The organism is Flavobacterium sp. WC2509 (genome assembly GCF_052683105.1).
Genome location: NZ_JBQZFG010000001.1, coordinates 4,092,118 through 4,116,137 on the forward strand (window position 1 = coordinate 4,092,118; position 24,020 = coordinate 4,116,137).

Genomic DNA, 24,020 nt, shown 5'->3' on the forward strand with positions numbered 1-24,020 from the left:
TTTTTGTTAGATTTGCAATATATCGGGGTAAATTCAAAAGCGCTCTCAGATAAACTATTTTTTTATGAAAGAAGAAATAAATGCTTATAATAATATTTTAGAATTAATAGGTAATACACCACTTGTTAAGCTAAATAGTGTAACCGAGAATTTAAAGGGCAATTTCTATGCAAAAGTAGAGTCTTTTAATCCGGGGCATTCATCTAAAGACAGAATTGCTTTATATATTATTGAAGAAGCTGAAAAAAGAGGAATTTTGTCTCCTGGCGATACCATCATTGAAACAACTTCTGGTAATACAGGATTTAGTTTAGCAATGGTAAGTATCATCAAAGGGTACAATTGTATTCTGGCTGTGAGCTCAAAATCTTCAAAAGATAAGATTGATATGTTAAGGAGCTTGGGAGCCAAAGTTTATGTTTGTCCCGCTCATGTTTCTGCAGATGATGAACGTTCTTATTACAATGTAGCTAAGCGACTTCATGAGGAAACAAAAGGATCCATTTATATTAATCAATACTTTAATCAGTTAAATATTGATGCACATTACAAAACAACAGGACCAGAAATTTGGAAACAAACTAACGGAAATATAACACATCTTGTTGCTTGTAGCGGAACTGGAGGAACTATTTCGGGAACTGCAAAATATCTTAAAGAACAAAACCCTAATGTAAGAATACTTGGTGTTGATGCTTTTGGATCAGTTTTGAAAAAATACCATGAAACTAAAGAGTTCGATAACGATGAGATTTATCCTTACAGAATTGAAGGATTAGGTAAAAATTTAATTCCATCGGCTACAGATTTTGATATTATTGATAAGTTCATTAAAGTTTCTGACGAAGAAAGTGCTCACTCTGCAAGAGAGATTACTAGAAAAGAAGGTTTATTTGTTGGTTATACTTCTGGAGCTGTGATGCAAGCCATCAAACAATATGCTGAAGAAGGAGAATTTGACGAAAATAGTAAAGTTGTTGCTATTTTTCCTGATCATGGTTCTCGTTATATGAGTAAAGTATTTAGTGATGATTGGATGAATGATCAAGGATTTTTTGATAGTATTAATGAAGAAGAAGTACAGAAAATAGAATTTATAAAATAATATATTTTCTTAAATATATGAAAAGCTCCAGATGTAAATCTGGAGCTTTTTTTTTGATTAAAATTGAGTCTGTGAGTTGTCAGTGTTTATTATGTTTTTAGTCGATTTTTTTCATGTGTTGATTTTTTTATCTGTTTGTAAGATTACTAATAAGTTTTTTAATTTGTGATTTGTTATTAAAATGGTTGAATTGATGGTTATTTCTTAATTAACTAGTAAAAATGGTAGTTTTTGTTGAGTATTTTTTATTTTAAATATTCTTTTTGGATGGATTAAACGAGTATTTTAACAGTTTGTCGGAATATTTAGGTTCGTATAATAATGTAGTATTAAATTTGATATAAGAGATCGCAATATCTTTTTCTGCAAATTTAAAACCTGCATTTATGAAAAAAATTATACTCTTTGCAGTGTTTGTATTTTCTTCTCAAGTTAATGCTCAGACAGCAATTCAAGAATTTAATTTTAATGGAACTCTTAGCAATACTGCCAAAACAATTTTGTTTTTTGGTGATGCTAAATATGTAAAAGACAGAGCGGGTGTTGTTAATAGTGCTTTGCGTGTAACAAATAGTGCACTTGAGGCAACTATACCTAATTTACCACTTTCTAATTCTCAAAGGACAGTATCTATTTGGGTAAAATATAATGATGTTGCTACTGCTAATTATATTTGGGGTTATGGTTCTTTAACAAATGCGCAATATTTTGGTTTGTTGCAACAAGGTACAACAACTTCAAAGTCGGATTTAAATTTTGCTGGCTGGGGGCCTTCTAATGATGTTATTGTGACAACAACAATTACTTCTGGTACTTGGTATAATTACACGATTACTTATGATGGACTTACTTCGAAAATCTATAGAAATGGTGAATTAATTAAATCATCAATAACCCCTAGAAAATTAACATCGGCTGTAGTTTTTGGTATTGGTAAAATGGGGTCTGCGATTAGTATGGATGCAGATATAGATGATTTGAAAATTTATGATGTAGCTTTGACAGCAGAAGAAGTTCTTGAAATATACGAAAGTGATTCAGTAACCACTCCAAATAATGATACGGTTTCTGTAGTTACTGCTAAAGGAACAGTGAAAAAAGGTAATGAAAAATTAGTTGCAAAATCATCAACTCCAATAAAATCTACTGTAATATTATCTATGCCTTTGGAAACAATAAATAGAAAGTCTGAAATTTATTCTTCGGAAGGTTTAAAAGTGTTGAGTGTTGATAAAAATGAAATTGATATCACAAAACTGCCTGAAGGAACTTATTTATTAAAAGTTATTGATTCCCAAAATAGTGCTACAGCTAAAAAGTTAACGGCTAATTAGTTTAGTTTGAAATTTAGAAAGCAAAAAAAAACTCTAGAGATCTAGAGTTTTTTTTATTTTTAGCCGAAAAAATTATTCTTCCATAGTATGATATACGTTCATCACGTCATCATCTTCTTCCATTTTTTCGATCAATTTTTCAACATCTGCCATTTCAGCTTCTGTTAACTTTTTTGTGATTTGTGGAATTCTTTCAAAACCAGAAGATAATATGTCTAATTTTCGGTTTTCCAATTCTTTTTGAATGGTTCCAAAGCTTCCAAACGGAGCGTAAATCAAGATACCATCTTCGTCTTCAAAAACTTCTTCTGCACCAAAATCAATTAGCTCTAATTCTAATTCTTCAGGATCAATACCTTCTTTTGGAATTCTAAAGTTGCAAGTATGATCAAACATAAATTCTACAGAACCTTGAGTTCCCATAGTTCCATTGCATTTGTTAAAATAACTTCTAACGTTAGCAACTGTTCTATTGTTATTATCTGTAGCAGTTTCAATCAAAAGGGCAATACCATGAGGGGCATAGCCTTCAAATAGTACTTCTTTATAATTAGCGGTGTCTTTATCAGTTGCTTTTTTTATGGCTCTTTCAACATTGTCTTTTGGCATGTTGGCAGCCTTAGCATTTTGAATAACAGCTCTTAATCTTGAATTGGCTTCAGGATTTGGACCTCCTTCTTTTACTGCCATTACAATGTCTTTACCAATTCTGGTAAAGGCTTTGGCCATTGCAGACCAGCGTTTCATTTTTCTACCTTTTCGGAATTCAAATGCTCTTCCCATTTATTATTTTATTTTGAAATACAAAAATACAGCTATTCCTTATTTTTCCAAAACAATGGAAAAATCTTTTTGTAAATTTTGCTAATTAGTTTTTTTTAATGTTTTATAGTCGGATATGATAGCTATTGCTTCATCGAGATAATGATTAGATTTTAAGTTGTCAAGCTGTATCTTATTGTATTCAATAAGCGATGGGAAAATTTGAAGCAAGGATTTATTATATTCCGAATTGGATACGTCTAAATTTAGGCTATTTGTAGAGAAATTATTGATTTCCTCCGATAAGCTATTCACGCTATTTAGGCTTTTATAAATAGCATCTAAAGTCATTGGTATTTCTAAATTTGATTTTTTTATTACGCTGTCAATTTTGGTGTTGAGTGCTATAATTGAATTGAAATAAGGGTCTTTTGCGATTCTTTCTTTACTTTTTTCTGCTAAGAACTGAATTAATTTATCACTAACATAAGGAGTAAAACGAATTCTTGATTTTAAAGTATCATTTTTTAAAGCTGTTGGAAATCCGCTTTCTTTTTGGAAAACATCTTGATAAATGGTAGGAATAGATATATCTGGAAAAACGCCAATGGCTTGGTGACTCTTTCCGGTAATTCTGTAAAATTTACTAATCGTTAGTTTTACAAAATGTTGATCATCATTTTTTTCTAAAGGTATAATAGTTTGCATTGTGGCTTTTCCTAAAGTGGTACTTCCGATCAAAACTGCTCTATTGTAATCTTGCATGATGGAAGCAAAAAACTCACTTGCAGAAGCAGAGTTTCCATTAATGATAATGATAATTGGTCCTCTGTAAATAACTCCTTTGTAAGGGTCGTTTATCACAGACAATTGTTTTTTGTTATTTGCTACTATAGAAATTGGACCGTAATCAATAAAAAGTCCTGCTAATTTTACTGCTTCTTCCATAGATCCGCCTCCGTTGTCAGTTAAATCAAGAACTATTCCACTGACATTATCTTCCATTAATTTGACGGTTTCTTTGGCTACATCTTGTGCGCATCCTTTGTTGTTATCATCTTCAAAATCAGAATAAAAACTAGGTATTTTGATATAGCCTACTTTGATATCTTTATTAACTATAAAACTGTATACAGTATTTTCATCATCTTTTAAAACTTGTTTTTCGATACTTACTTTGAAGATTTTACCTGAATTGTTTTTAATCGTTAAAGTAAGGTTTGTATTCAATTCGGATGTCATTAGTGTCGCTATAGATTCTAATGAGGCACAGGAAACTTCGAGTGTTTCTTTGTTGTTGGATATGGCTATTATTTGGTCTCCCTGTTTGATTTTACTCGTTTTAAAAGCTGGACCGTTCGGGTCAATTTCGGTTATAATTATTTCGTTTTTTTTATTTAAACTAACTTCTAATCCTAGTGATAGTTTTTCTTTGGATAAAGTGGATATAAAACTAGACTTAGTATCGTTGCTAAAATAATTGGTATGAGGGTCAAAATATTCACAAAAGATATTGTAAAAATTGTCTTCAAAAAGTTTGCTATCAGTAAGTGAAATATTGATTTTACATAATTCATTTTCAATAACTTCTTTTTCAGACTTAATCTTCATTGAATTGAAGTTTGTTTTCAGTGAATCTAAATTGTTGCTTTTTTCAGAGATATCACTAAAAACTTCGTATCGTATTCTTTTGTTCAAAGCTTTTTCAACTTCGTTTACTTTTAGATAGAAATTAAAATTTTGTTTTTTTACTCGAATAGTATCTTTTATGCCGTAATCGATTGTTTCCTTGTTTAGCTTCTCTAATAGTGCTTTATTTCTTAGGAGTGACTTGTGATATTCTTTTTTGATATCGGTTAAAAAAGAACAATCTTTCTTTAATATAAGATTGTCCAATTGAAGTCTGTATTTATTAGAAAGTGAATCTGCCTGCGATTTTAAAAAAATGCTTCTTGATGGATCTAATTCGTTTAATAATTCATCAAAAAGATAAGCCGATAAACTGTCGTTTACCGGCTTTGGACTAAAATGTTCTTTTTGAAGTAATGTGTTTATTTTTAATAAAATATCACAATTTGCATCACTATTTTGCGCAAATAGAGGAAATGAAGAAAACAGTAAAACAAATATAATTTTTTTCATAAGCTTTTTATTTACACATCTTAAGTGACATAGTGTTTAATTCTAAGTTTTTAAAGACTAAGAAATTTTATGTCATAGAATCTTAGTCTCTATATTAAACCAAGTGAATTATTTTTTATAAAAAGGAAGTTTTACCACTTTGGCAGGAACATCATTTTTTCTAATTCGGATAAAGATATCGCTATCTACAGCACTATTTGAAGTAGCAACATACCCTAATCCAATTCCTTTATTCATCGATGGTGACATAGTTCCCGAAGTTACAATTCCGATTACAGCACCCGAAGCATCAACAATTTCATAATCGTGTCTTGGAACAGAGCGCTCTTGCATTTCAAAAGCTACTAATTTTTTTGTTACGCCTGTTTCTTTTTGTTTTTTCAGGTTCTCCGAATTTGTAAATTCTTTAGTGAATTTAGTAATCCATCCCAATCCAGCTTCAAGTGGTGATGTAGTATCGTTGATGTCGTTACCGTATAAACAGAATCCCATTTCCAAACGCAAAGTATCTCTTGCAGCCAAACCAATCGGTTTGATTCCGTACGAAGCTCCTGCCTCAAAAACTTTATTCCAAATAGCCTCAACTTCCGAATTCTTACAATAGATTTCAAATCCACCAGAACCTGTATAACCAGTTGCAGAAATAATTACCTCTGGAAAACCAGCAAAATCAGCAACTTCAAAATGATAATAAGCAATTGCAGATAAATCTATAGACGATAAAGACTGCATAGCTTCAACTGCTTTAGGCCCTTGAATTGCAAGTAAAGAATAATCATCAGACAAGTTTCTCATCTCAACCCCTAAATCATTGTGAGCCGAAATCCAATCCCAGTCTTTGTCAATATTTGAAGCATTCACTACAAGTAAATACTGTTCTTCTTTCATTTTATAGACAATTAAATCATCTACTATTCCGCCATCATTATTAGGTAAACAAGAATATTGAGCTCTTCCAATTGTCAAAGTTGACGCGTCATTCGAAGTTACTTTTTGAATCAATGCTAAAGCATTTGGTCCAGAAAGTATAAATTCTCCCATGTGTGACACATCAAAAACACCTACTGCATTTCGAACCGTTTCGTGTTCTGCATTTACCCCTTCATAAAGAATAGGCATATTGTATCCAGCAAACGGTAGCATTTTCGCTCCCAAACCCTCATGTATGTGCGTTAAGGCAGTATTTTTCATTGTATTTTTATATAAATATTAAAGTGCTAATTTATGGCTTTTATTTTGCTTGGCAAAAACTATAAATATTGAAAAATGTATAAAATCAAAGCTCTTTTGAATAGTTTATTTGAAATTTTATCAGTTTTTGGGCGTAACCCACAATGTTATTAAGTTAAGGGTTAATTGAAGAAATGATTGCTGATTTTTGATTAGCGATTTTTGACTTCAGATTTAAAAGCCTCGAGAAATCTACAATCTATTATTTAGTCACACCAAATCTGAAATCTACAATCGTTAATCATCAATCTAAAATCTTTTGACTTAATGACATTCCCTTAGGCAGGATGTTTTATTTGAAATCCAATCAATTTCCTCTCGGATGATTTTTTAATAATGTAACTATTTTAAAAATCAGAAATATAAAGTTATTTATTTCTATTGATTCTTTATCTAAAAAAACAGTTCCTTTTATTCCTTTATTACTTCAATTTTTACTTTCAATAATCTCTTTTATAATATTGAAATGATGTTGAGTATGTAAATTATGAAATAGTCAGTTATTGTGTACTCTTTAAGAAACTTTTTTTTCTAATATAACAAATTCCAAAGGTTGTTGAGAAATAACTGCATCGGTATTGTTGAGCGGAAAAGGTTCTCTAGCACCAGTATCAATAAAACCATGACGGTTGTACCAAGCAATTAATTCTTCCCGAATCGAAATTACGGTCATTACAATTTTAGGTAATCCCAATGTCAAAGCGTGTTTTTCTGCTTGTTGCAGTAATTTTTTTCCAATTCCGCTATTTTGTAATTCGGGCGAAACGGTAAGCATTCCGAGGTACAGTTTATTGCCTTTATTTACAAGTAATACACAGCCAATAATTGTATTATTATCAGTAAATTTAAGAATGGTATTTTCTTTATTTCTAATTATTTCAGATAATTCATTTATAGTAATTCTTTCACCTTGTAATAAGTTAGCTTCGGTTGTCCATCCTTGTTTAGAGGTTTCTCCACGATAGGCAGAATTAATTAATTTTTCTAAGGCAGTTACGTCTTCTAGACTTGCTGTTGTAATCATTAGGATTGTTTAAATTGGGTATTTTGTTCTATGATTATGTTTGTAAAATTGTTCAATTTGTCAGTTCGAGCGCAGTCGAGAACCACTATTGAATCTCGACTGCGCTCGATTTGACAAAAATAGCATTGAACTATATTGCAATTGATTTTGCTATTAGTTTCTACCATTCAAAGATAAAAAAAACTACAGCAAAATTAGCTGTAGTTGTAGTTTTTGGGCTTTGGTATTTGAATTTATGTAAGCTATGGAATTTGTTTTTTATTGCTTTTAAATTTCAATTTTGGTTCCCATAATTTTTAAAAACTCTCTAATAAAACTTGGATGTGCAGGCCAAGCAGGGGAGGTAACCAAATTTCCATCCACAAATGCACCATCGACTGGTATCGACTGGAATTCGCCTCCTGCTAAAGTTACTTCTGGGCCTACAGCTGGGTAAGCAGTCAATTTTCGACCTTTCACTACATTAGCAGCAGTTAAAATCTGGATGCCATGGCAAATAGCTGCTACTGGTTTATTGGTAGCAAAAAAATGTTGTACGATTTCAATTATCTTTTCGTGTAATCGTAAATATTCGGGTGCTCGTCCTCCAGCGATAACTAATCCATCATAATCATTCACTTTTATGTCGTCAAAACTATAATTCAATGCGAAGTTATGTCCTGGTTTTTCGGTATAAGTTTGATCTCCTTCAAAATCATGAATTGCAGTTTTTATTGTATCTCCTTTTTTCTTGTTGGGACAAACGGTATGAACAGTATAACCAATCATTTCCAGCATTTGGAACGGAACCATAGTTTCATAATCTTCGGTGAAATCACCAGTTAGGAACAATACTTTTTTCATTTTATCTTATTTAAAAAAATTAATATAAGTTGAATCTTTTTTTGATTTATAAAGTTAAGGAAAAAATGATTTACTGATTTGGTTTTAAGTGTTTTATCTTTTTAGAAGGTTTTGTCAGTTTTTTTAATGTTAATCTCGCAAAGGCGCAGAGACGCAAAGAAAGCGGTTTTTAAATTTGCGTCTTTGCGTCTCTGCGAGAAAAAATAAAGCTGCAAAGTAAAGTTTCCTTCATCTTTGCAGCTTTTTATAAATATTTTAAAAATTAGAAGTTAATCTTCTTCAATTTCAAATTCGGCATCTTTTTCCCAAATTTCCATTTCGCAAGGTTTGCAATTGAATTTTAGTTTGTATTCTAATTCTCCTTGTTTCAATACCAATGGCTCTTTCAGTTTAGTACCTACTATATCTTTTTGGTGAATTGGACATTTTTCCAATTCGTATTTAATACAATATTTGGTAGTCATTACACGAGATTTTCCGGGATCCCATTGTAATTCAAAGGCCTTTTCGATTTCGGTAACTCCATGACGTTCGTAGAATTGACGCGCTTTTTTATTAGAAACATTGTACATAAAATCCAATTTAGTTTCCGGATAAGGATGTGATGTTTTTACTAATTGGTGTTCTTCGCGTTTGTAATTTGCTAAACGAATTTCTGATAATTGCTCATAAACTGTTCTTCTCATTTCGTTTATTTTTGAAATAGGTAAGAACCAGTTTTGCGTGAACATTACATTAATTTCATCGGCAGTATAAGGCGTAAAACCTGTTTTTGCCAATTGCGTTTTGATGTTATCTTCTATCGAAAGATTGTTTTTTGTTTGTTCTTTAGTATGATTTAATTGAACGGTGCTTACATAACCATCTTCATCAGTTGCAATTAATTCAAAACCATTTTCGTTTTCGGTCAACAATAAAGTCGTTGCTATTTTACGAACAGCACTATCTTCTCTTTCTACAATTTTGATGAAAGCTGCATCATTATTTCGGTAAATAAAAGTACCTTCTTTGATTTCTTTCAGCACATTTGGATAAGCCAAACCATTTTCGGCTTTGTTCACATAAATTCCTTCGGCTTCATTATTTTCGTTGATGAAACAAAGTCCATCACCATTATTTAATAATTCTCCATTTTCAATTTCGTAAGCACCACCAATAGTTTTAAGTAATTTACCAATATATTGCCCTTTTGATTTTGGGCTTTCCCAAGAACCAATGGACTGATATCTTTCGTTGACAAAATAGTCAGTATAACCACGGTTGAAACTTTTATTCAAAGCCGAATCAAAAAGATACGTGCATTTTCCAGAAGAAGCTTTGGTGTATTTGTCGCTTCCTTCTAAAAAAGAATCTAGTTTTTGTCTTAAATACGAAACGTTATTTTTGACATAAACAATGTCTTTCAAACGACCTTCAATTTTAAACGAAATAACTCCAGCTTCTACTAAGTTTGGAATTTGATCCGATACATCAAAATCTTTGATAGAAAGCAAGTGACTATTTTTGATTAAAGTATCACCATGACCATCGATTAAGTTATAAGGTAAACGACAGTTTTGTGCGCAAGAACCTCTATTGGCAGAACGTTCGCCATTGGCAACACTCATATAACAGTTTCCGCTGAAAGACACACACAAAGCACCAGTTACAAAAAATTCTAGTTCCACATCCGAAGCGTCACTAATTTCTTTGATTTGATGTAGGTTCAATTCACGAGCCAAAACCACACGTTTCATTCCGGCATCTTTCAGGAATTTAATTTTGTCGGCATCACGGTTGTTAGCTTGTGTACTGGCGTGCAATACGATAGGAGGTAAGTCCATTTCCATAATAGCCATGTCTTGTACAATAAGCGCATCTACGCCGGCATCGTACAATTTCCAAATCATTTGGCGACAGGTTTCAATTTCATTATCATACAAAATGGTATTGATAACAACAAAAACCTGTGCATGGAATAAATGCGCATATTGAACCAAAGCGGCCACATCCTCAATGGAATTTGTCGCATTAGAACGGGCACCAAATTGTGGCGCACCTATATATACAGCATCGGCACCACTGTTAATGGCTGCCATTCCGTGTATTAAATCTTTTGCAGGCGCTAAAATTTCTATTTTCTTCTTCATCGGTTGATGATCAATTTATTATTTCTAAAAAGCCTGCAAAGGTCTTATAAATATTCGGAGATTTCTAACCCAAAGGGATTTTTTTTGTATTTAATGGCAAAGTAATGGCTGTTAACCTTTATGATTGTTAGATTGGTAGTTGTTTTTGTTAATTTACTCTGCAATTCAAATGATAGGAAAAATTATAAAATAAATGGTTTGTCATTTTGTGGCTTCTTTTTGATTATTGAAACACATATCATTCTAATGAAATTAACGAAAAAAGTAAGGAGATTTTTAGTGCGTTTATAGTTTTTAAAAGCAGTTAAAAAAGCACAAAAGGCGGGAATACTTTGAGGAACGGGAGTTTTCAGTACTCAAAAATTAAAGATTTCTTCGGAAGAAATAAAAAAAGCTATGACATTTTAAGATCATAGCTTTAGTTTTTTATTGTTTTGGATTTTTATAAATCCATCATATCTTATTTGTTACACTAACAAAATGAGTATTATGATTTAGTGTATTTAAACTTTTGACCACCAACGGAAGCTTCATACATAAGCCCGCCTTTTTGCATAGTAAACACCATAACACCGTTAGCATATTTAGCATTCCCTGAAGCGCCCGCCTTTGCAGCTACTGCAGATACTTGAGCTGAAAACTCAAACTTACTATCTCTAAAGCGGTCTAATGCAGATTTTGACTCAAAAAATATTATCTCACGATAGGCTTGTCCTCCAGCTTGAAAACCAATGCTCAACTGAGACAGCTTTGCCGTACCGATCAACGCGTTTTTTTCGTATACGACTCCGTTACCGGCAGCTCCACCAACGCCTATTCCTCCTTTTCCAACATTTGGGAAGATGACATAGCCATAAGCATTGTCGAAAATTGTTTTCATAAGAGGATCGGTTTTAATGAACTCAGCTTTTGAAGTATTACTGTCAGCTATAATTTTTTCCTTTTTAGAGTCTGATTGCCCAAATATAGATGTTGTGCTTATTACGCAAACGATCATCATAACCCAAATAGCATTTAATTTTTTCATAGTTAAGAATGTTTAAATTGTTTGTAAAATTTCTTTATAAAGTTAATACAAATTTCTTATGCAATTGCTAAATATATCTGATTATCAATGTTGTATAAGTATTTGTTTTTCAAATTTGGATATAAATCTATTACGCAATACAATTAGTATTGTTAATGAATTTTCTAAAATTTTTTTCTCCAACGGATGTTTTATTTATTTTCTGATTAATTTATCTTGTTAAAATATTGTTAATGATTTAAAGCAAGAATAATATGTAAGAAAATTGGCTTATTTTTCGATTATTATAAACCAAAAAAATATTTTTTATGTCAAAATTGATTAACACAATTCCCGCTCAAACAGTTCTTACTGCTTTTACTGCTGCTGTTACTAATGCATTAAGCCCTTTAAATCCTTACAAAATTAATTTGACCGATGAAGAAAAAAAAGGAACACGCTCAATGGCTGAAGGTAGAGAAGGGTATGCTCGCCTGATTTCTAGAATTGCGAATCAATTTCCGAATTCATTGAGTCGTGCCGATGTTCCTACAGAACTTTCAGGGCTTTTGGATTATTACAGTAATCTTGAATCTAACAAAATGGCACTTATGCAGGCTATGGAAACTATCGAAGAAATTCAGTTAGCGGCTGCTACAGATGTAATGACTCTTGTAGATCGTTATACCATAAACTTACAGGTATCGAGAGGGAATGAGGGTTCGCTTGATCTCGCTATGGCTGATGTTGACCAATGGAATAAACGTTTCGCACATAAAACCGAAACTGAGATACCAGCTGATTTGTAACATTACTGTTTGATTTATTATTAAAATGCCAGCCTATTTTTGGGCTGGCATTTTTTGTTGAAAGTTCTCCTATAGTTTTGATAGGAGCTCCTACGGTTTAGGTAGGAGCTTGTATGATTTTAATAGGAGCTCCTACAGTTTAGGTAGGAGCTCCTATGGTTTTGATAGGAGGTCATATGGTTTTGGTAGGTTCTCCTATGGTTTAGGTAGGAGCTCGTATAGTTTAGGTAGGAGCTCCTATGCTTTTGATAGGAGGTCGTATGGTTTTGGTAGGAGCTCCGAGGGTTTGGGTTAAATTAAGCCCATTATTTGGATTTGTTAAATCACCTAAAAAACAAAATTATTTTGCAATTAAGCCAATTGCCCAAATCCGTTGTAGTTGTTATAGGACGTTTTTTTATTCAAATTGTTTATCAATCTTTTTTCTGTCATAATCAAGTACCCAATCGTTATGTTTCTTATAAATTGGTCTTATTGCTTCTATGTCAGCTGATATAATGTCAAGCCCTCTGTCGTCATACATATGAAAAATAAGTTCCTTGTCAATATTGATGAAATAAACTTCTTTGGCCGTCAGCGCACCATTCTCGTCAAGTCTTGGTTGTCTTGGAAAAAAATCCGAATGTCCAATTGCGGTTAAAATACTTTTATAGTTTATTTTATGCGTAGCTGTCTTAAGAATTGCAATATTTCTAATGTCAAATTTATCATTAGGTTCATAAAGACGCTTTTCTTTTGAGTAACTAACTTCTGATTTTATGAGATTCTCGATTTGTTTGAATGTAAAGTTTGAGAATCTGATTTTTCTTCGTTTGTATTTATAGTCCATAAAAACTAAAAATACTTGGTCAGAGTCTTCAAAAGCAGATTGAAAAATTGTCGAAGCTCGTCTGGTTACTTCTTGAAAATAGTCGTCTGTGTCTGTACTGTCAACTTGCAAATCGAATCGAAGTCCTATCTTCCAATTATAAAACAAAGGCTTTCCAAGTCTAAGACCTTTGAAGTTATTACTTAAAAATTGTCTGTAATCTTGTTTTATTTTCTGCACGTGTTTCTTTTTATTTTGTCTTTAAAAAATATCCTCTAAATGAATAATCAGGGTCTTTTAGTTTCCATTTTTGTTTACAAGTCAAGCATTCATAAATGTATTCTCCATCATCTTTGTCTCTTTTACCGTCAGGCTTAAATTCCTCATTCATCATTTTGTTAGAGCCTAACTTTTTGGTCAACTCCAAGTCAAAGTCTAACCAATATTTTTCTGATGGAAATGAATAATATTCTTTTTCAAAACAATTATTACACATAACTTTTAATTGTCATTTATTTTAGTTGTCCATTCGATATTACCGTTTTTTTGTCTGCAAAATTCAAGACTACCCATTCCATAGTTGTGACAAAGAGAATATTCCACGTTTCGGTTTTCGGTAATTTTTTTTAAGTCAGTTGATACAGCGAGCATTTTCGAGAATAACTGCTTTGTTTCACTTAATTTACTTAAGACTCTGTTTTTTAGTTCATAACTCTCTACCCAACCTGAAACAAAAAAAAAATATTTTTCTTGTCACATCCAAATGTCAAGTCGCTTACTTTAAATGGATGTCCATCTGAAAGTAATATGATTGCATTTTTGCTATCTACCAATTCTTTTTCGTTCATCAGTATTTCTATTGGTCGTCCGTTAAAATGACCTATAACGTTCTGGCGCTTGGCGAGGTTGGGGATTAAAGATGATAGATTTTTCGATTATACACAAATTTCCCAAGTACAAAACCATTTTTAAATTAAGCCAAATGCCCAAATCTCTTGTAAGGGCTGTTGCAGTAGTTTTTTTAATTAGAATGGTAATTCATCTATTTTATCTTTTATTTCTTCACTAAATTTTGATTTAAAATATTGAATCAAATTAGGTTGATTTATAATTAAAGGATGAATCTTTTTAAAATAATTTTCTTGTGTTTTATAATAATTAAATTGGTCTAATTGAAGTTTTTCATCAATTTTATACAATTCTTCTTGAAATTCAGAAACTATTTGTTCTCTTAATTCCCATTTTTTACTCCAATCTTTTTCAAGATTTACTAAATTAAACTTTTCGTAATTAAATAATGTTTTTAATGAAAGCTCATAAATTTTTTCTGCCTTTTCAGTTGAAATTTCATAACTATTTTTAAAGCTAATATTATCTATAAATTGTTCTATATAAAATTCAATGAGGATTTTATTTTGATCGAAAAGTACATTTTCAAATGAATTATCTTGAATTACATTTTTTCCAACAGCAATTATCATTTCGTTCATGCGTTTCGATATACTCTTAAGTTCGGAGACTGAATCAAGAATTTTTTCCTCATTAATATTATCTTGAAGTTTTTGTAAATATAAATATAGCATTCCAGCTATTTGATTTTGTAAATAGTTTTCTATATCTTCTATTTTTTCAAATGTTTTAAGAGCAATTCTTTCTACAGAATTTATAAACTTGAATACATTGACATCATCAACATGAGCAAATGAAAATATTTTTTCAGTTGAGGAATTCATTTGAGTATCAAAGAATTTTTTATTCTTATTATAAGTATGATATTCGGCATATACATTTTTTTCAATAAAAATAAATACCGGGATATTCATTTTTGAAGCTGTTTCAAATTCTTTTCTTGTAATTGAAATATAATCATTATCATAAGATTCTTTTTTTTCCTTTAAGTTATCTCCCGATATTACTGAACCATATCTACCTCCGATTATTAGAATCATCATATGACATAGCTTAACTTCATTATAGCATGATAAGTCAAGAGGTTTGTTATGCTCAAAAATTACATTATCACTCTCAAATAAAACTGGTTCGAAACCATAATTTTCGATAAATCTTTCAATCCTTTCACGAACATGCTTTAAATCAAAATATGTTGAACTTACAAAAACTCTTGGTTTCATTCTTTAAATCTTTACAATTAATTATTATGAATTTTCTATTTTGCGGTAAAATTACTGCCAACTCTTATACACTCGCTACAACATAGCGCATATAACATTAAAATAGGTAGATATGCGTAACTAAGTAGCGTGTTTCCGCCCAAATATAACTCATTTTTTCAAAAATTAACTTTCCAATTTTTTTATTTGCGAAATTTCCTCGTTTACTTGTGGGTTAGCGTTTTGGAGTTTACGGACAACTGTTAATACCTCTCGTCATTCCATTGAAATTTTGTACTTTTAATAGAAAAATGAATATTAAGAACGCTCCAATTTCCATTGATAGAATGGAAATCCTAAAACGGTATAAACCCATTACCAAGCATACTCATAAAGGCTTGCAGGGACACGCTTTAATCATTGGCGGAAGTTATGGCAAGATTGGCGCTGTTTGCTTATCGAGCAAGGCGGCACTCAAAACGGGTTGTGGGTTAGTGACAGCTTTTGTGCCACAATGTGGTTATGAAATTGTTCAGGTTGCTATTCCAGAAGTGATGGTGATTACTGATGAACACGAGTTAGATCTTTCGGATATTCGTTTTGATCTAGAACCTACAGCTATTGGTATTGGCCCTGGAATGGGACAAAAAAAGGAAACTCAAAAAGCGTTTCATAATTTTTTATCGAATACGATTGCTCCATTAGTTATTGATGCCGATGCTTTGAATATTTTGTCGCATAATCCTTCTTGGATGGCATTGGTTCCGCCAAAAACCATTTTGACTCCACATCCAAAAGAACTCGAACGATTGATTGGGAAATGGCATTCGGAAGAAGAGAAATTTTTCAAAGCGACTGTTTTTTCAATAATGAATCAAGTAATTATTGTTATGAAAGGCGCACCAACTTACATTATAGATGGCGAAACTATTTATCTTAATACTACCGGAAACCAAGCTTTGGCAACAGCCGGAAGTGGCGATGTTTTGACAGGAATAATTACCAGTCTTTTGGCACAATCTTATAAACCTTGTGATGCCGCAATTCTTGGTGTGTATTTGCATGGACTAACTGCCGATATTGCTTTGCCCGAAACAGGTTATCAGTCTTTTATTGCCTCGGATTGTATTGCTTATATTGGTAAGGCATATTTGAATTTGGAGTCTTAAAATTGTTTAAGCGTTTAATCGTTTAATTGTTTCTTTCTGCAGAAAATATTGTGTGATATTAAGCAAAAAAGAGACAAGAATTAACTTGTTTCTTTGAAATAGTACTTTTAAAATTACTGTTTAATAGTTGTATGCTACAGCTTCTAATGTTGAATCGGTTTGATTGGTAATCACCACAAAAGGAAAACCTTGTTTTGCTGCTCGTTTTTTTAATGTAGTAGTAGCATCTGCAATCCAATCTGATTTTGTTTGTCCTTTTGGTTTGTGTATTGTGGTTGTTAATACCACTCCTTTATGTAAACCTTGCGTTTGATCATTGTTTAGAAGTTGGACATTTTTATATCCTGTTTTTCCTGAAACATCCACTTTGTGGTTATCAATAACTACACTGTTTGTTTTTTTGTCAATTACTTTATCAATTGCAAAAAGGCTTATTTCGTTTACAGTACTACTTCCTGGAAGCGAATAAAAAACCGTGTTGTTTTTGGTTGTAACATAATTTACTTCTATTTTTTCTCCATTTTGTTTTACAATAATATGAGAATCAGCAAAAATTAAAGAAGTAAATAAAGCAAGTGCAAGTGTGAATATCGTTTTCATATAGTTTTGAATTTAAATTTAATTGTATAAAGAATTTTAGAACCCAATTGGTTCTAGAAGTTAATCTTAAGCAAATAAATAAAATTCGGGAGGGGGATTCGATAGATCTAAAAACACTGACTGTGGTAAAGTTGCCACTTTACTAAAGTTTAGTTCTGTTGTAGTTGTAGCTAGGAAAGGAATATTATAAGACGGTAAAAACTCGTATACTAATTCAAATATTTTGTCTTCTTCATCCGATTCGCCTCCAGGCAGTGTTTCTTTTCGATCTTGTATGTTTTTTTCGTTAGTTGTCTTAATAATGTTAGCAGCACAGTTTATTCCCCACGAGAGGGTAATCAATAAACAAAGTGAATAAAGTACTATTTTGTGTGCTGTTTTCATTGATTCAAATTTAGGTTATAGAGCCAGTAAAATCAAGGTTTTTTGAAAATTTTGGCAATTAATTCTATGAAAAAGGAATGGCTTGAAAAAGCATTGATTCGAGGGGAGTAACCCTTTTTTTAAAGGGGGTGTTTTTAAAATAATGAATTGCTTTTCAGGATCACCCCTGTGAATTTAGGTGTCTATTTTTATTTTTAAATTAATAAAATTCAAATTTTTATTGCGACATGATTTTCTGCTTTTAATTTTTTAATTTTTCTCAAAAAAAATCATTCTTCAATTTAGATTTGGAATGGAAGTTTCATCGAAAACTATAAAAAAAGAGGAAGGGTATTTATTGATATTTTATATTTGCGCTGTCAATTGTATTCGAGAGAAATGGGAACAAAAAAAGGTATAATGAAAAAAATGTTTTTTATAGTGGCTGTGATTTTTTTACTGCACAGCTGCAACAAAAGGGAAAACAAAACCTTTAAAAAATTTTACAAAGCTTCAAAAGGGGATTCAACAGCTTTCTTGTCATTAGTATTTACACCAAATACTTTTTATGGAGAATATGAAGTCCGATACGGTCTTTTGGGGAAAGATTCTGGAGCCGTTCGGGGCAATCGTCATGGCGATACTTTAAGAGGAGACTTTTGTTATAGGTCTTATGGCGGTGATATAAAAAGAGCTCCTTTTGTTTTAGTCGAGAGTAATCAAAAATTAAAACAGGGAACGGGATTGGTTTCGACTTATATGACTATACCATTTTATGTGAAAGGAACATTAGAATTTAAAGATTCTAATTTTTTATTTGAGCCAATAGAGCAAAGGCAATTTGGGAAATGATTTTTTATGTTTCATTATATTTTACTGTATATTTCGTTTTATTAAAATTTCCAATACTCTCAAACAGATTCATTTCTATTCCTTTTTTTAAATCTCTGCTTGCTGTCGCTGAGGATATATCTTTAAATATATTCATATAGTCTTTTCGACTAAACTCTTTGGTACCAAGTTTTAAAAAATATTCTAACCGATCAATATCTTTTAAAATTCTATTGTTGTAACTAAGTAAGTTTTCCAATGATTTATCAATAACTTCAAGCATATATTCAATAAAGTACGTTGACTTTCCGGATTTATCACTTAATGCTAACGATTTATAATATTCATTTTGGGTTTTGCTAATTAATGTTTCGAATGGCAAAAATTCAAAAACAGGATATTCAGCCATTAGAATTAAGGTTTGCCAGAGTCTTCCCATTCGACCATTTCCATCCAAAAATGGGTGAATAAATTCCATTTCGTAATGAAACACACAGCTTTTTATTAATGTTAATTCTTCGGTATCTTTTAGATAATCAAATAGATCTTTCATTAAGAAAGGTATATTTTCGAATGGTGGCGCGATGTGTTCAACCTTTGTTCCTTTGACTATTCCAACTCCTTGTTTTCTATATTTTCCAGCATTTTCTATTAATCCATTCATTAATTGAAGATGTGCTTTTAGAAAACTTTTGTCTGATGAAAAATTATACTTCTCTAATTTTTCATAAACTTTAATAGCATTTAAAACTTCTAACACATCTTTTTCAGGACCAATTACTCTTTTGTTTTCAATTAACGCTGTAATTTGTTCTTCAGTTAATGTATTCCCTTCAATTTGTAAAGATGAATGAATTGTTTTGATTCTATTCTGTTTGCGGAGTTGAGGAGATTGTTTGCTAAGATAATTAGCATTTACTTCTCCAATTTTTTCTGAAATTGAAGATATTAGTTTTAGAATTTTCGGGGTTATGTCATAAGGAGGTTTCATTGATACTATCATTTGATACTATCAAAAGTAGTTCTTTTTTTGTTCCGCTTCAAAATTATTGTCGTTGACTTCGAAATTTGCATATCATAATTTATATAATCTGCAGGGAGAGTTATGGTAGTTTAATAAACATGGCTCTTCACAATTGAAGAGCCATGTTTTTAAAATTATTAATTTTTATATTTCCAAACCAATACATCCGCAGTTTTCATTGATGGTGTCCCAATGATAATTTCAGCATTTGCAGGGATTTTCATTTCATAGACTTTATCAGAATAATTTACTGCAATTCCAAAACCATCTCGGTATTCTACCATTACACCCTCAGGATAATTTTCAATTGGAATGTTTTGTTGTTGGTATAGTTTTGTCAATACTTGTTTTTCAAGATCTCCTTTTTTAGAATCAACACCAACATACGTTACTGTTCCTTTACCCAGTTTATGAGAAATAACAGCAGGAGTTCCAGCATAGAAATCACCTTGAAAAGTTCCCCAAACTTCTGTCCCTTTATTAGGCTTTAATAAATCACCCCAACTCGTCCAGACAAATTCCTGATCGCCGAATTTGATTTTATCTGGAGATTGTGGCATCAATAAATCATAAGATTCGATTTCAGAACCAATCAATTTCCACATGGGTTGATAAAATTTTGCTTCCCAAAGATGTCCTTTACGATTTTGAATTCCAGAACGACAACTCAAAACCAAGTTTCCTCCATTTTGTGCATAAGCAGTCAATTTATCAATCATTTGTTGGTCAATCATTTGATAGGCAGGAACGATTAAAACAGGATAATTTGAAAAATTAGTAGTGTCACGAACAAAATCTACCGGAGCACCAAACGATTTTACAGCCTTGTAGTATTTTGTAAAATGATCTATCGTGTTCCATTGGTTGGTTTGCTTGTTCAATTCGATTCCCATCACATTATCCGCATTGAATAAAATTCCAGTTTTACGTTGTAAATACGCTTTTGGTAATTGCGCTTTCGCATCGTATTTTTTGCGAAGCATATTAATGTCTTTGATAAACTGACTAAATTCTACTCCTCCTGTGGTTGGAGTAATACCATCGGTTCCAACAATTCCGTAGTGAAATTGCTCGTAACCATATAAAGGCGCACGATAGCGGTAGGTACAGGTAAATTTGCTTCCGCCGGCAAAAACATGCCATAGCCACAAACGCATTGCTCCAGGTAATGGCTGAGGATTAATACTTCCCCAGTTCACTTGTCCTGGTTGTAATTCCATCACACCATAAGCTCCTTTCATCGGACGGAAAAAATCATTAGCAAATGGAATACGGGAATAATCGCCCACGCGATAGCCTTTTGGGCCAATGCCAAGATCGCTACCATAAACCATATATCGGGTATAGCTGACAAAATCCAGTTCTTTACTCATCCCAACATAACCCATGTCATACATCGGAATATAATTGGAAGTGATCCATTGATTTGGACTTGAAAATTTGCGAATTTCTTTGGCTTGTTCGTCTAAAAAGGAAGCTGTTTCATTATCGCCAAAACGGTAATGATCGAGTTGTGCATGTAGGTTCATTCCCCATACCGCATGCAACGGAATATTGATTTGGTCAAAACTGCTGTACGTTCCACTCCAGAAATTGTTTCCCCAAGCTTCGTTAACCGCGTCAATAGTTTTGTATTTTTCTTTTAACCAATCACGAAATCGCTGTTGAGTATCTTGTCCGTAATCTAGCGCACGACGCGGTTCATTATCGAGTTGCCAACCCATAATACGTTTGTCATTGCCATATCTTTTGGCCAATTCGGCAATCATTTTCATCGAATAAGCTCGGTAATAGTTACTGGAAAAACTAGCATGTTGACGCGTTCCATGGTCCAATTTGGTGCCATTTTCATTGGTAATAAGTACATCTGGGTGTTTGCGAACGAGCCATACAGGAGGCGTAGCGGTAGAAGTACACATTATAACTTTGAGGTGGTATTTTGCTGCCAGTTCCAATGATTTGTCCAACCATTTGAAATCATATTTACCTTCTTCAGGTTCTAATTGTGCCCAAGCAAATTCTCCAAAATGAGTAAATTCAAAACCCATTTTTTCCATATTTTGAAAATCACGCTCCCATTGAGACGGATCCCAATGTTCAGGGTAATAGTAAACTCCAACTGAGGTTAAATCTTTGGAAGGGAAGAATTTTTCTAATTTTTGTGCAAATGTAGTCGTACTAAAAAGTAGTACTAAAGCCAAAAAGGAATATTGATTGAAGACAGCAATTTTATATTTCATAAAAAATATTTAGAAGTGTATGAATTACAAATATAAGTTTTTTAAGAAAAGTTTAATCGTTTAAAAGTTTAATCGTTTTAGGTTTAAATTGTTTAATGGACTGAACACTCTAATTAAATCTTTAAAATCTTAGTTTCTTAGAATCTTAGTGGCTTTAAAGAAATTTGTAAGTTTGTAGTTCGTAAAACTGTGCTATGAAAAAACCACTTGAATTAAGAACTGTAAATGTAACGCGCTACATTTCACCTTTACGTGAAGGTGGTTCGCTGCCTGCTTTGGCCGAAGCTGATGATGATTTTAAATATGTTTTAAAATTTAGAGGAGCTGGACATGGGGTGAAAGCCTTGATTGCGGAATTAATAGGAGGAGAAATTGCAAGAGTTCTGAATCTAAAAATGCCAGAATTGGTATTTGCTAATCTTGATGAAGCTTTTGGACGCACCGAAGGTGATGAGGAAATTCAGGATTTATTGCAAGGCAGTCAAGGATTGAATTTGGCTTTACATTTTTTGTCTGGAGCTATAACTTTTGATCCGGTTGTAACAAAACTGCCTGCGGATTTGGCTTCTAAAATCGTTTGGTTAGACGCTTTTATAACCAATGTTGATCGTACATTTCGAAATACTAATATGCTTATTTGGCACAAAGAATTATGGTTAATCGATCATGGCGCATCACTTTATTTTCATCATTCTTGGAATACTTGGGAGACACACGCCAAAAGTCCTTTTGCATTGATAAAAGACCATGTTTTGTTACCTCAAGCTAGTTTGCTAAAAGAAACTGATGTAGCTTTCAAAAATTTACTTACCAAAGAAATATTACAGGATATTGTCAATTACATACCTGAAGATTGGCTCCATTGGGAAGATACTGAGCAAACTCCTGAAGAAATTAGAGCTGTATATTTTCAGTTTTTGTGGACTAGATTGAATCATTCAGAAATTTTTATAAATGAAGCCCAAAATGCAAGAGAAAAACTTATATGAGTATGCCGTTATTCGCGTGGTGCCAAGGGTAGAACGTGAAGAATTCCTAAACGTAGGCGTTATTCTGTTTTGCAAAAGAGCCAAATTCATAAAAATGCTCTATGCTGTGAATGAAGCAAAATTATTAATGCTTTCTGATGATTTTGATTTCGAACAACTTGAGCTAAATTTAGAATCTTTTCAAAAAATTGCGCAGGGTGGAAGGGCAGGAGGGCCTATTGGCGAATTTGATATTCCGTCGCGTTTTCGTTGGTTAACTGCTATACGAAGTTCGGCTATACAAACTTCCAGACCTCATTGTGGTTTTTGTGATGATTTGGATAAAACGGTTCAGCATTTATTTGAAGAATTGGTTTTATAAAAAAAGATTTTTACTAGGCATTCGCTTTAAAAAACAAACATACTTTGTTATCTGCTAAACGTTTTAATTAGCCGCGGATGCCGCGGATAAAACAGATTAGAACGGATTTTTTTATTTTGTTTGTAAAAAAAATCAATTGAAAACAGTGCGAAATCCATTTTATCCGTGGTATCCTTGTGCCATTTTTTAGACTTTGAATATATTGCAAATAAAAGTTTTAAAAGCGAATATTTGATATCTCGATTATTTCCCAAAATAGTTAACGCCTTTTCTATTTCTTTGTAAATACTGAAAAATCTTTATACAGTGCTGATCTAGTATGCATGTGTCTTAAACCAATTCTGCCTTCAACTATACCTGGGGAATTGGTTAAATCCCAAGAAAATAGTTTTGAAATATTTTTCCCAACGACTTTAAAATAAAGTTTTTGATTGGTTTTGATAATCGTTATTTTGTAGGTTTCATTAGGATTAAAAAGTCCTGTTTCAAAACTAGCATTAGGAATCTCAGTTGTGGTATTAAAGTTTTGACCAGCAATTACGGGATACTTTCGTACTCTAATGTAATCGTTTTTTATATCTGTATTTTTATTATCGTATGAAGCATAGCTAATGTGTAGCGCTTTCATATTGTTGTAATACGTTTTCATCGCAGGAATTTCTCTTAAATTATTCCATTGCGATATATCTTCGACATAAGGAGCAATACCAATCCCAGTCGCCTGAAGATATAAAATAGTAGCCCAGATCGTTTTGTTATCTGTTTTTGTATAATTATATTGGATTTTTACATCTCCTTTAAATGATTCCTTTGTCCATAATACCGCATTGTAGGCGTCATCATTTTCGACATTTCCACCGCTAAAAAGCATTCCTTCTTTTGTATTTTTAATATCGGCGTGAAGTCCATCCAAAAACCATTTGGACTGCCAATCTTTGGTAAAGGAATCATTAAACTGTAATTGCCATTGTTTTGAACGGTTCAGATTTTCAAAATCAGCAGAATCAGTATTTTGACCTCTCATTAAAGTTGAGAAAAAAAGTATCAGAAGTAGCAGTTTATTCGTATTCATTATTAAAAATTTTTATCGTCTAAAGTAAGAAACTTATTTTAGTAATGACAAATGTTTTTTTATGATTG

Annotated in this window: 23 protein-coding genes; 7 read left to right on the forward strand and 16 right to left on the reverse strand. The window is 32.1% G+C overall.

Annotated features, from left to right (window positions below; translation table 11 throughout):
* Window positions 1–64 precede the first annotated feature (64 nt).
* Window positions 65–1,105 carry a PLP-dependent cysteine synthase family protein gene (locus ACUN3A_RS16920; RefSeq protein WP_445552462.1) on the forward strand — a complete coding sequence of 347 codons (1,041 nt, stop codon included), beginning with the start codon at window positions 65–67 and terminating at the stop codon, window positions 1,103–1,105.
* Between the two features lie 386 nt (window positions 1,106–1,491).
* Window positions 1,492–2,439 (forward strand): LamG domain-containing protein, encoded by a 948-nt coding sequence (locus ACUN3A_RS16925; protein WP_445552463.1) that lies wholly within the window; start codon window positions 1,492–1,494, stop codon window positions 2,437–2,439.
* 72 nt (window positions 2,440–2,511) lie between these two features.
* Here the strand turns inward: ACUN3A_RS16925 and ACUN3A_RS16930 are convergent, their stop codons facing one another.
* The 7 genes from ACUN3A_RS16930 to ACUN3A_RS16960 form a co-directional block, all read right to left on the reverse strand.
* Window positions 2,512–3,222, reverse strand: a complete 711-nt coding sequence (locus tag ACUN3A_RS16930; protein WP_445552464.1) for a YebC/PmpR family DNA-binding transcriptional regulator — start codon at window positions 3,220–3,222, stop codon at window positions 2,512–2,514.
* Between the two features lie 81 nt (window positions 3,223–3,303).
* Window positions 3,304–5,343, reverse strand: coding sequence for a S41 family peptidase (locus ACUN3A_RS16935; protein WP_445552465.1), 2,040 nt, complete (start codon window positions 5,341–5,343; stop codon window positions 3,304–3,306).
* A gap of 108 nt (window positions 5,344–5,451) precedes the next feature.
* On the reverse strand, window positions 5,452–6,534 hold the full coding sequence (gene gcvT, locus ACUN3A_RS16940) for a glycine cleavage system aminomethyltransferase GcvT (protein ID WP_445552466.1): 1,083 nt from the start codon (window positions 6,532–6,534) through the stop codon (window positions 5,452–5,454).
* Between the two features lie 553 nt (window positions 6,535–7,087).
* The gene (locus ACUN3A_RS16945) at window positions 7,088–7,597 is read right to left on the reverse strand and encodes a GNAT family N-acetyltransferase (RefSeq protein WP_445552467.1); all 510 of its coding nucleotides are present in this window, start codon (window positions 7,595–7,597) and stop codon (window positions 7,088–7,090) included.
* A gap of 267 nt (window positions 7,598–7,864) precedes the next feature.
* Window positions 7,865–8,440 (reverse strand): DJ-1/PfpI family protein, encoded by a 576-nt coding sequence (locus ACUN3A_RS16950; RefSeq protein ID WP_445552468.1) that lies wholly within the window; start codon window positions 8,438–8,440, stop codon window positions 7,865–7,867.
* A gap of 269 nt (window positions 8,441–8,709) precedes the next feature.
* A complete protein-coding gene (locus tag ACUN3A_RS16955) occupies window positions 8,710–10,569 on the reverse strand; it encodes a peptidase U32 family protein (RefSeq protein ID WP_445552469.1) in 1,860 nt (619 codons plus the stop codon).
* A 487-nt stretch (window positions 10,570–11,056) separates the two neighbouring features.
* A complete protein-coding gene (locus ACUN3A_RS16960; protein ID WP_445552470.1) occupies window positions 11,057–11,596 on the reverse strand; it encodes a lipid-binding SYLF domain-containing protein in 540 nt (179 codons plus the stop codon).
* Between the two features lie 308 nt (window positions 11,597–11,904).
* Here ACUN3A_RS16960 and ACUN3A_RS16965 point away from each other — a divergent pair, with 308 nt between their 5' ends.
* Window positions 11,905–12,384, forward strand: coding sequence for a hypothetical protein (locus ACUN3A_RS16965; RefSeq protein WP_445552471.1), 480 nt, complete (start codon window positions 11,905–11,907; stop codon window positions 12,382–12,384).
* 397 nt (window positions 12,385–12,781) lie between these two features.
* Here the strand turns inward: ACUN3A_RS16965 and ACUN3A_RS16970 are convergent, their stop codons facing one another.
* The 4 genes from ACUN3A_RS16970 to ACUN3A_RS16985 form a co-directional block, all read right to left on the reverse strand.
* A complete protein-coding gene (locus ACUN3A_RS16970; RefSeq protein WP_445552472.1) occupies window positions 12,782–13,432 on the reverse strand; it encodes a DUF3885 domain-containing protein in 651 nt (216 codons plus the stop codon).
* Between the two features lie 10 nt (window positions 13,433–13,442).
* Entirely contained in the window at window positions 13,443–13,688 is a 246-nt protein-coding gene (locus ACUN3A_RS16975) for a hypothetical protein (RefSeq protein ID WP_445552473.1), read from the reverse strand.
* 220 nt (window positions 13,689–13,908) lie between these two features.
* Complete coding sequence (locus ACUN3A_RS16980) at window positions 13,909–14,040, reverse strand: hypothetical protein (protein ID WP_445552474.1); 132 nt, start codon at window positions 14,038–14,040, stop codon at window positions 13,909–13,911.
* A 177-nt stretch (window positions 14,041–14,217) separates the two neighbouring features.
* Window positions 14,218–15,324 carry a DUF4062 domain-containing protein gene (locus ACUN3A_RS16985; RefSeq protein WP_445552475.1) on the reverse strand — a complete coding sequence of 369 codons (1,107 nt, stop codon included), beginning with the start codon at window positions 15,322–15,324 and terminating at the stop codon, window positions 14,218–14,220.
* 290 nt (window positions 15,325–15,614) lie between these two features.
* Here ACUN3A_RS16985 and ACUN3A_RS16990 point away from each other — a divergent pair, with 290 nt between their 5' ends.
* Complete coding sequence (locus ACUN3A_RS16990) at window positions 15,615–16,472, forward strand: NAD(P)H-hydrate dehydratase (protein ID WP_445552476.1); 858 nt, start codon at window positions 15,615–15,617, stop codon at window positions 16,470–16,472.
* Window positions 16,473–16,592: 120 nt separating this feature from the next.
* Here ACUN3A_RS16990 and ACUN3A_RS16995 read toward each other — a convergent pair whose 3' ends face one another.
* Together ACUN3A_RS16995 and ACUN3A_RS17000 are read right to left on the reverse strand one after the other, a co-directional pair.
* Window positions 16,593–17,072 carry a hypothetical protein gene (locus tag ACUN3A_RS16995; RefSeq protein ID WP_445552477.1) on the reverse strand — a complete coding sequence of 160 codons (480 nt, stop codon included), beginning with the start codon at window positions 17,070–17,072 and terminating at the stop codon, window positions 16,593–16,595.
* 66 nt (window positions 17,073–17,138) lie between these two features.
* The gene (locus tag ACUN3A_RS17000) at window positions 17,139–17,456 is read right to left on the reverse strand and encodes a hypothetical protein (protein WP_445552478.1); all 318 of its coding nucleotides are present in this window, start codon (window positions 17,454–17,456) and stop codon (window positions 17,139–17,141) included.
* Between the two features lie 399 nt (window positions 17,457–17,855).
* Between ACUN3A_RS17000 and ACUN3A_RS17005 the strand changes: the two genes are divergently transcribed.
* Window positions 17,856–18,287: a hypothetical protein gene (locus ACUN3A_RS17005; RefSeq protein ID WP_445552479.1), complete on the forward strand. Its 432-nt coding sequence runs from the start codon at window positions 17,856–17,858 to the stop codon at window positions 18,285–18,287.
* 4 nt (window positions 18,288–18,291) lie between these two features.
* On the opposite strand, the gene ACUN3A_RS17010 is transcribed toward ACUN3A_RS17005, so the two are convergent.
* Together ACUN3A_RS17010 and ACUN3A_RS17015 are read right to left on the reverse strand one after the other, a co-directional pair.
* Window positions 18,292–19,257: a Fic family protein gene (locus ACUN3A_RS17010; RefSeq protein WP_445552480.1), complete on the reverse strand. Its 966-nt coding sequence runs from the start codon at window positions 19,255–19,257 to the stop codon at window positions 18,292–18,294.
* 170 nt (window positions 19,258–19,427) lie between these two features.
* The gene (locus tag ACUN3A_RS17015) at window positions 19,428–21,530 is read right to left on the reverse strand and encodes a beta-galactosidase (RefSeq protein ID WP_445552481.1); all 2,103 of its coding nucleotides are present in this window, start codon (window positions 21,528–21,530) and stop codon (window positions 19,428–19,430) included.
* A 194-nt stretch (window positions 21,531–21,724) separates the two neighbouring features.
* Between ACUN3A_RS17015 and ACUN3A_RS17020 the strand changes: the two genes are divergently transcribed.
* Window positions 21,725–22,519 carry a HipA family kinase gene (locus tag ACUN3A_RS17020; RefSeq protein WP_445552482.1) on the forward strand — a complete coding sequence of 265 codons (795 nt, stop codon included), beginning with the start codon at window positions 21,725–21,727 and terminating at the stop codon, window positions 22,517–22,519.
* Window positions 22,497–22,880, forward strand: a complete 384-nt coding sequence (locus tag ACUN3A_RS17025; protein WP_445552483.1) for a DUF3037 domain-containing protein — start codon at window positions 22,497–22,499, stop codon at window positions 22,878–22,880. Before ACUN3A_RS17020 ends, ACUN3A_RS17025 begins: the two co-directional genes overlap by 23 nt.
* 271 nt (window positions 22,881–23,151) lie before the next feature.
* Here the strand turns inward: ACUN3A_RS17025 and ACUN3A_RS17030 are convergent, their stop codons facing one another.
* Window positions 23,152–23,952 (reverse strand): DUF1961 family protein, encoded by an 801-nt coding sequence (locus tag ACUN3A_RS17030; RefSeq protein WP_445552484.1) that lies wholly within the window; start codon window positions 23,950–23,952, stop codon window positions 23,152–23,154.
* Between the last annotated feature and the right edge of the window lie 68 nt (window positions 23,953–24,020).

Excerpts from the sequence above, each read along its gene's own strand:
- ACUN3A_RS17025 (WP_445552483.1), top strand. The coding sequence starts at position 22,497 with ATGCAAGAGAAAAACTTATATGAGTATGCCGTTATTCGCGTGGTGCCA.
- ACUN3A_RS16950 (WP_445552468.1), bottom strand. The coding sequence starts at position 8,440 with ATGAAAAAAGTATTGTTCCTAACTGGTGATTTCACCGAAGATTATGAA.
- ACUN3A_RS17000 (WP_445552478.1), bottom strand. The coding sequence starts at position 17,456 with ATGAAAACAGCACACAAAATAGTACTTTATTCACTTTGTTTATTGATT.
- ACUN3A_RS16965 (WP_445552471.1), top strand. The coding sequence starts at position 11,905 with ATGTCAAAATTGATTAACACAATTCCCGCTCAAACAGTTCTTACTGCT.
- ACUN3A_RS16960 (WP_445552470.1), bottom strand. The coding sequence starts at position 11,596 with ATGAAAAAATTAAATGCTATTTGGGTTATGATGATCGTTTGCGTAATA.
- ACUN3A_RS16955 (WP_445552469.1), bottom strand. The coding sequence starts at position 10,569 with ATGAAGAAGAAAATAGAAATTTTAGCGCCTGCAAAAGATTTAATACAC.
- ACUN3A_RS16935 (WP_445552465.1), bottom strand. The coding sequence starts at position 5,343 with ATGAAAAAAATTATATTTGTTTTACTGTTTTCTTCATTTCCTCTATTT.
- ACUN3A_RS16930 (WP_445552464.1), bottom strand. The coding sequence starts at position 3,222 with ATGGGAAGAGCATTTGAATTCCGAAAAGGTAGAAAAATGAAACGCTGG.
- ACUN3A_RS16925 (WP_445552463.1), top strand. The coding sequence starts at position 1,492 with ATGAAAAAAATTATACTCTTTGCAGTGTTTGTATTTTCTTCTCAAGTT.
- ACUN3A_RS17030 (WP_445552484.1), bottom strand. The coding sequence starts at position 23,952 with ATGAATACGAATAAACTGCTACTTCTGATACTTTTTTTCTCAACTTTA.
- ACUN3A_RS16995 (WP_445552477.1), bottom strand. The coding sequence starts at position 17,072 with ATGAAAACGATATTCACACTTGCACTTGCTTTATTTACTTCTTTAATT.
- ACUN3A_RS17010 (WP_445552480.1), bottom strand. The coding sequence starts at position 19,257 with ATGAAACCTCCTTATGACATAACCCCGAAAATTCTAAAACTAATATCT.
- gcvT (WP_445552466.1), bottom strand. The coding sequence starts at position 6,534 with ATGAAAAATACTGCCTTAACGCACATACATGAGGGTTTGGGAGCGAAA.
- ACUN3A_RS16945 (WP_445552467.1), bottom strand. The coding sequence starts at position 7,597 with ATGATTACAACAGCAAGTCTAGAAGACGTAACTGCCTTAGAAAAATTA.
- ACUN3A_RS16985 (WP_445552475.1), bottom strand. The coding sequence starts at position 15,324 with ATGAAACCAAGAGTTTTTGTAAGTTCAACATATTTTGATTTAAAGCAT.
- ACUN3A_RS16975 (WP_445552473.1), bottom strand. The coding sequence starts at position 13,688 with ATGTGTAATAATTGTTTTGAAAAAGAATATTATTCATTTCCATCAGAA.
- ACUN3A_RS17015 (WP_445552481.1), bottom strand. The coding sequence starts at position 21,530 with ATGAAATATAAAATTGCTGTCTTCAATCAATATTCCTTTTTGGCTTTA.
- ACUN3A_RS16990 (WP_445552476.1), top strand. The coding sequence starts at position 15,615 with ATGAATATTAAGAACGCTCCAATTTCCATTGATAGAATGGAAATCCTA.
- ACUN3A_RS16980 (WP_445552474.1), bottom strand. The coding sequence starts at position 14,040 with ATGAACGAAAAAGAATTGGTAGATAGCAAAAATGCAATCATATTACTT.
- ACUN3A_RS16920 (WP_445552462.1), top strand. The coding sequence starts at position 65 with ATGAAAGAAGAAATAAATGCTTATAATAATATTTTAGAATTAATAGGT.
- ACUN3A_RS17005 (WP_445552479.1), top strand. The coding sequence starts at position 17,856 with ATGAAAAAAATGTTTTTTATAGTGGCTGTGATTTTTTTACTGCACAGC.
- ACUN3A_RS17020 (WP_445552482.1), top strand. The coding sequence starts at position 21,725 with ATGAAAAAACCACTTGAATTAAGAACTGTAAATGTAACGCGCTACATT.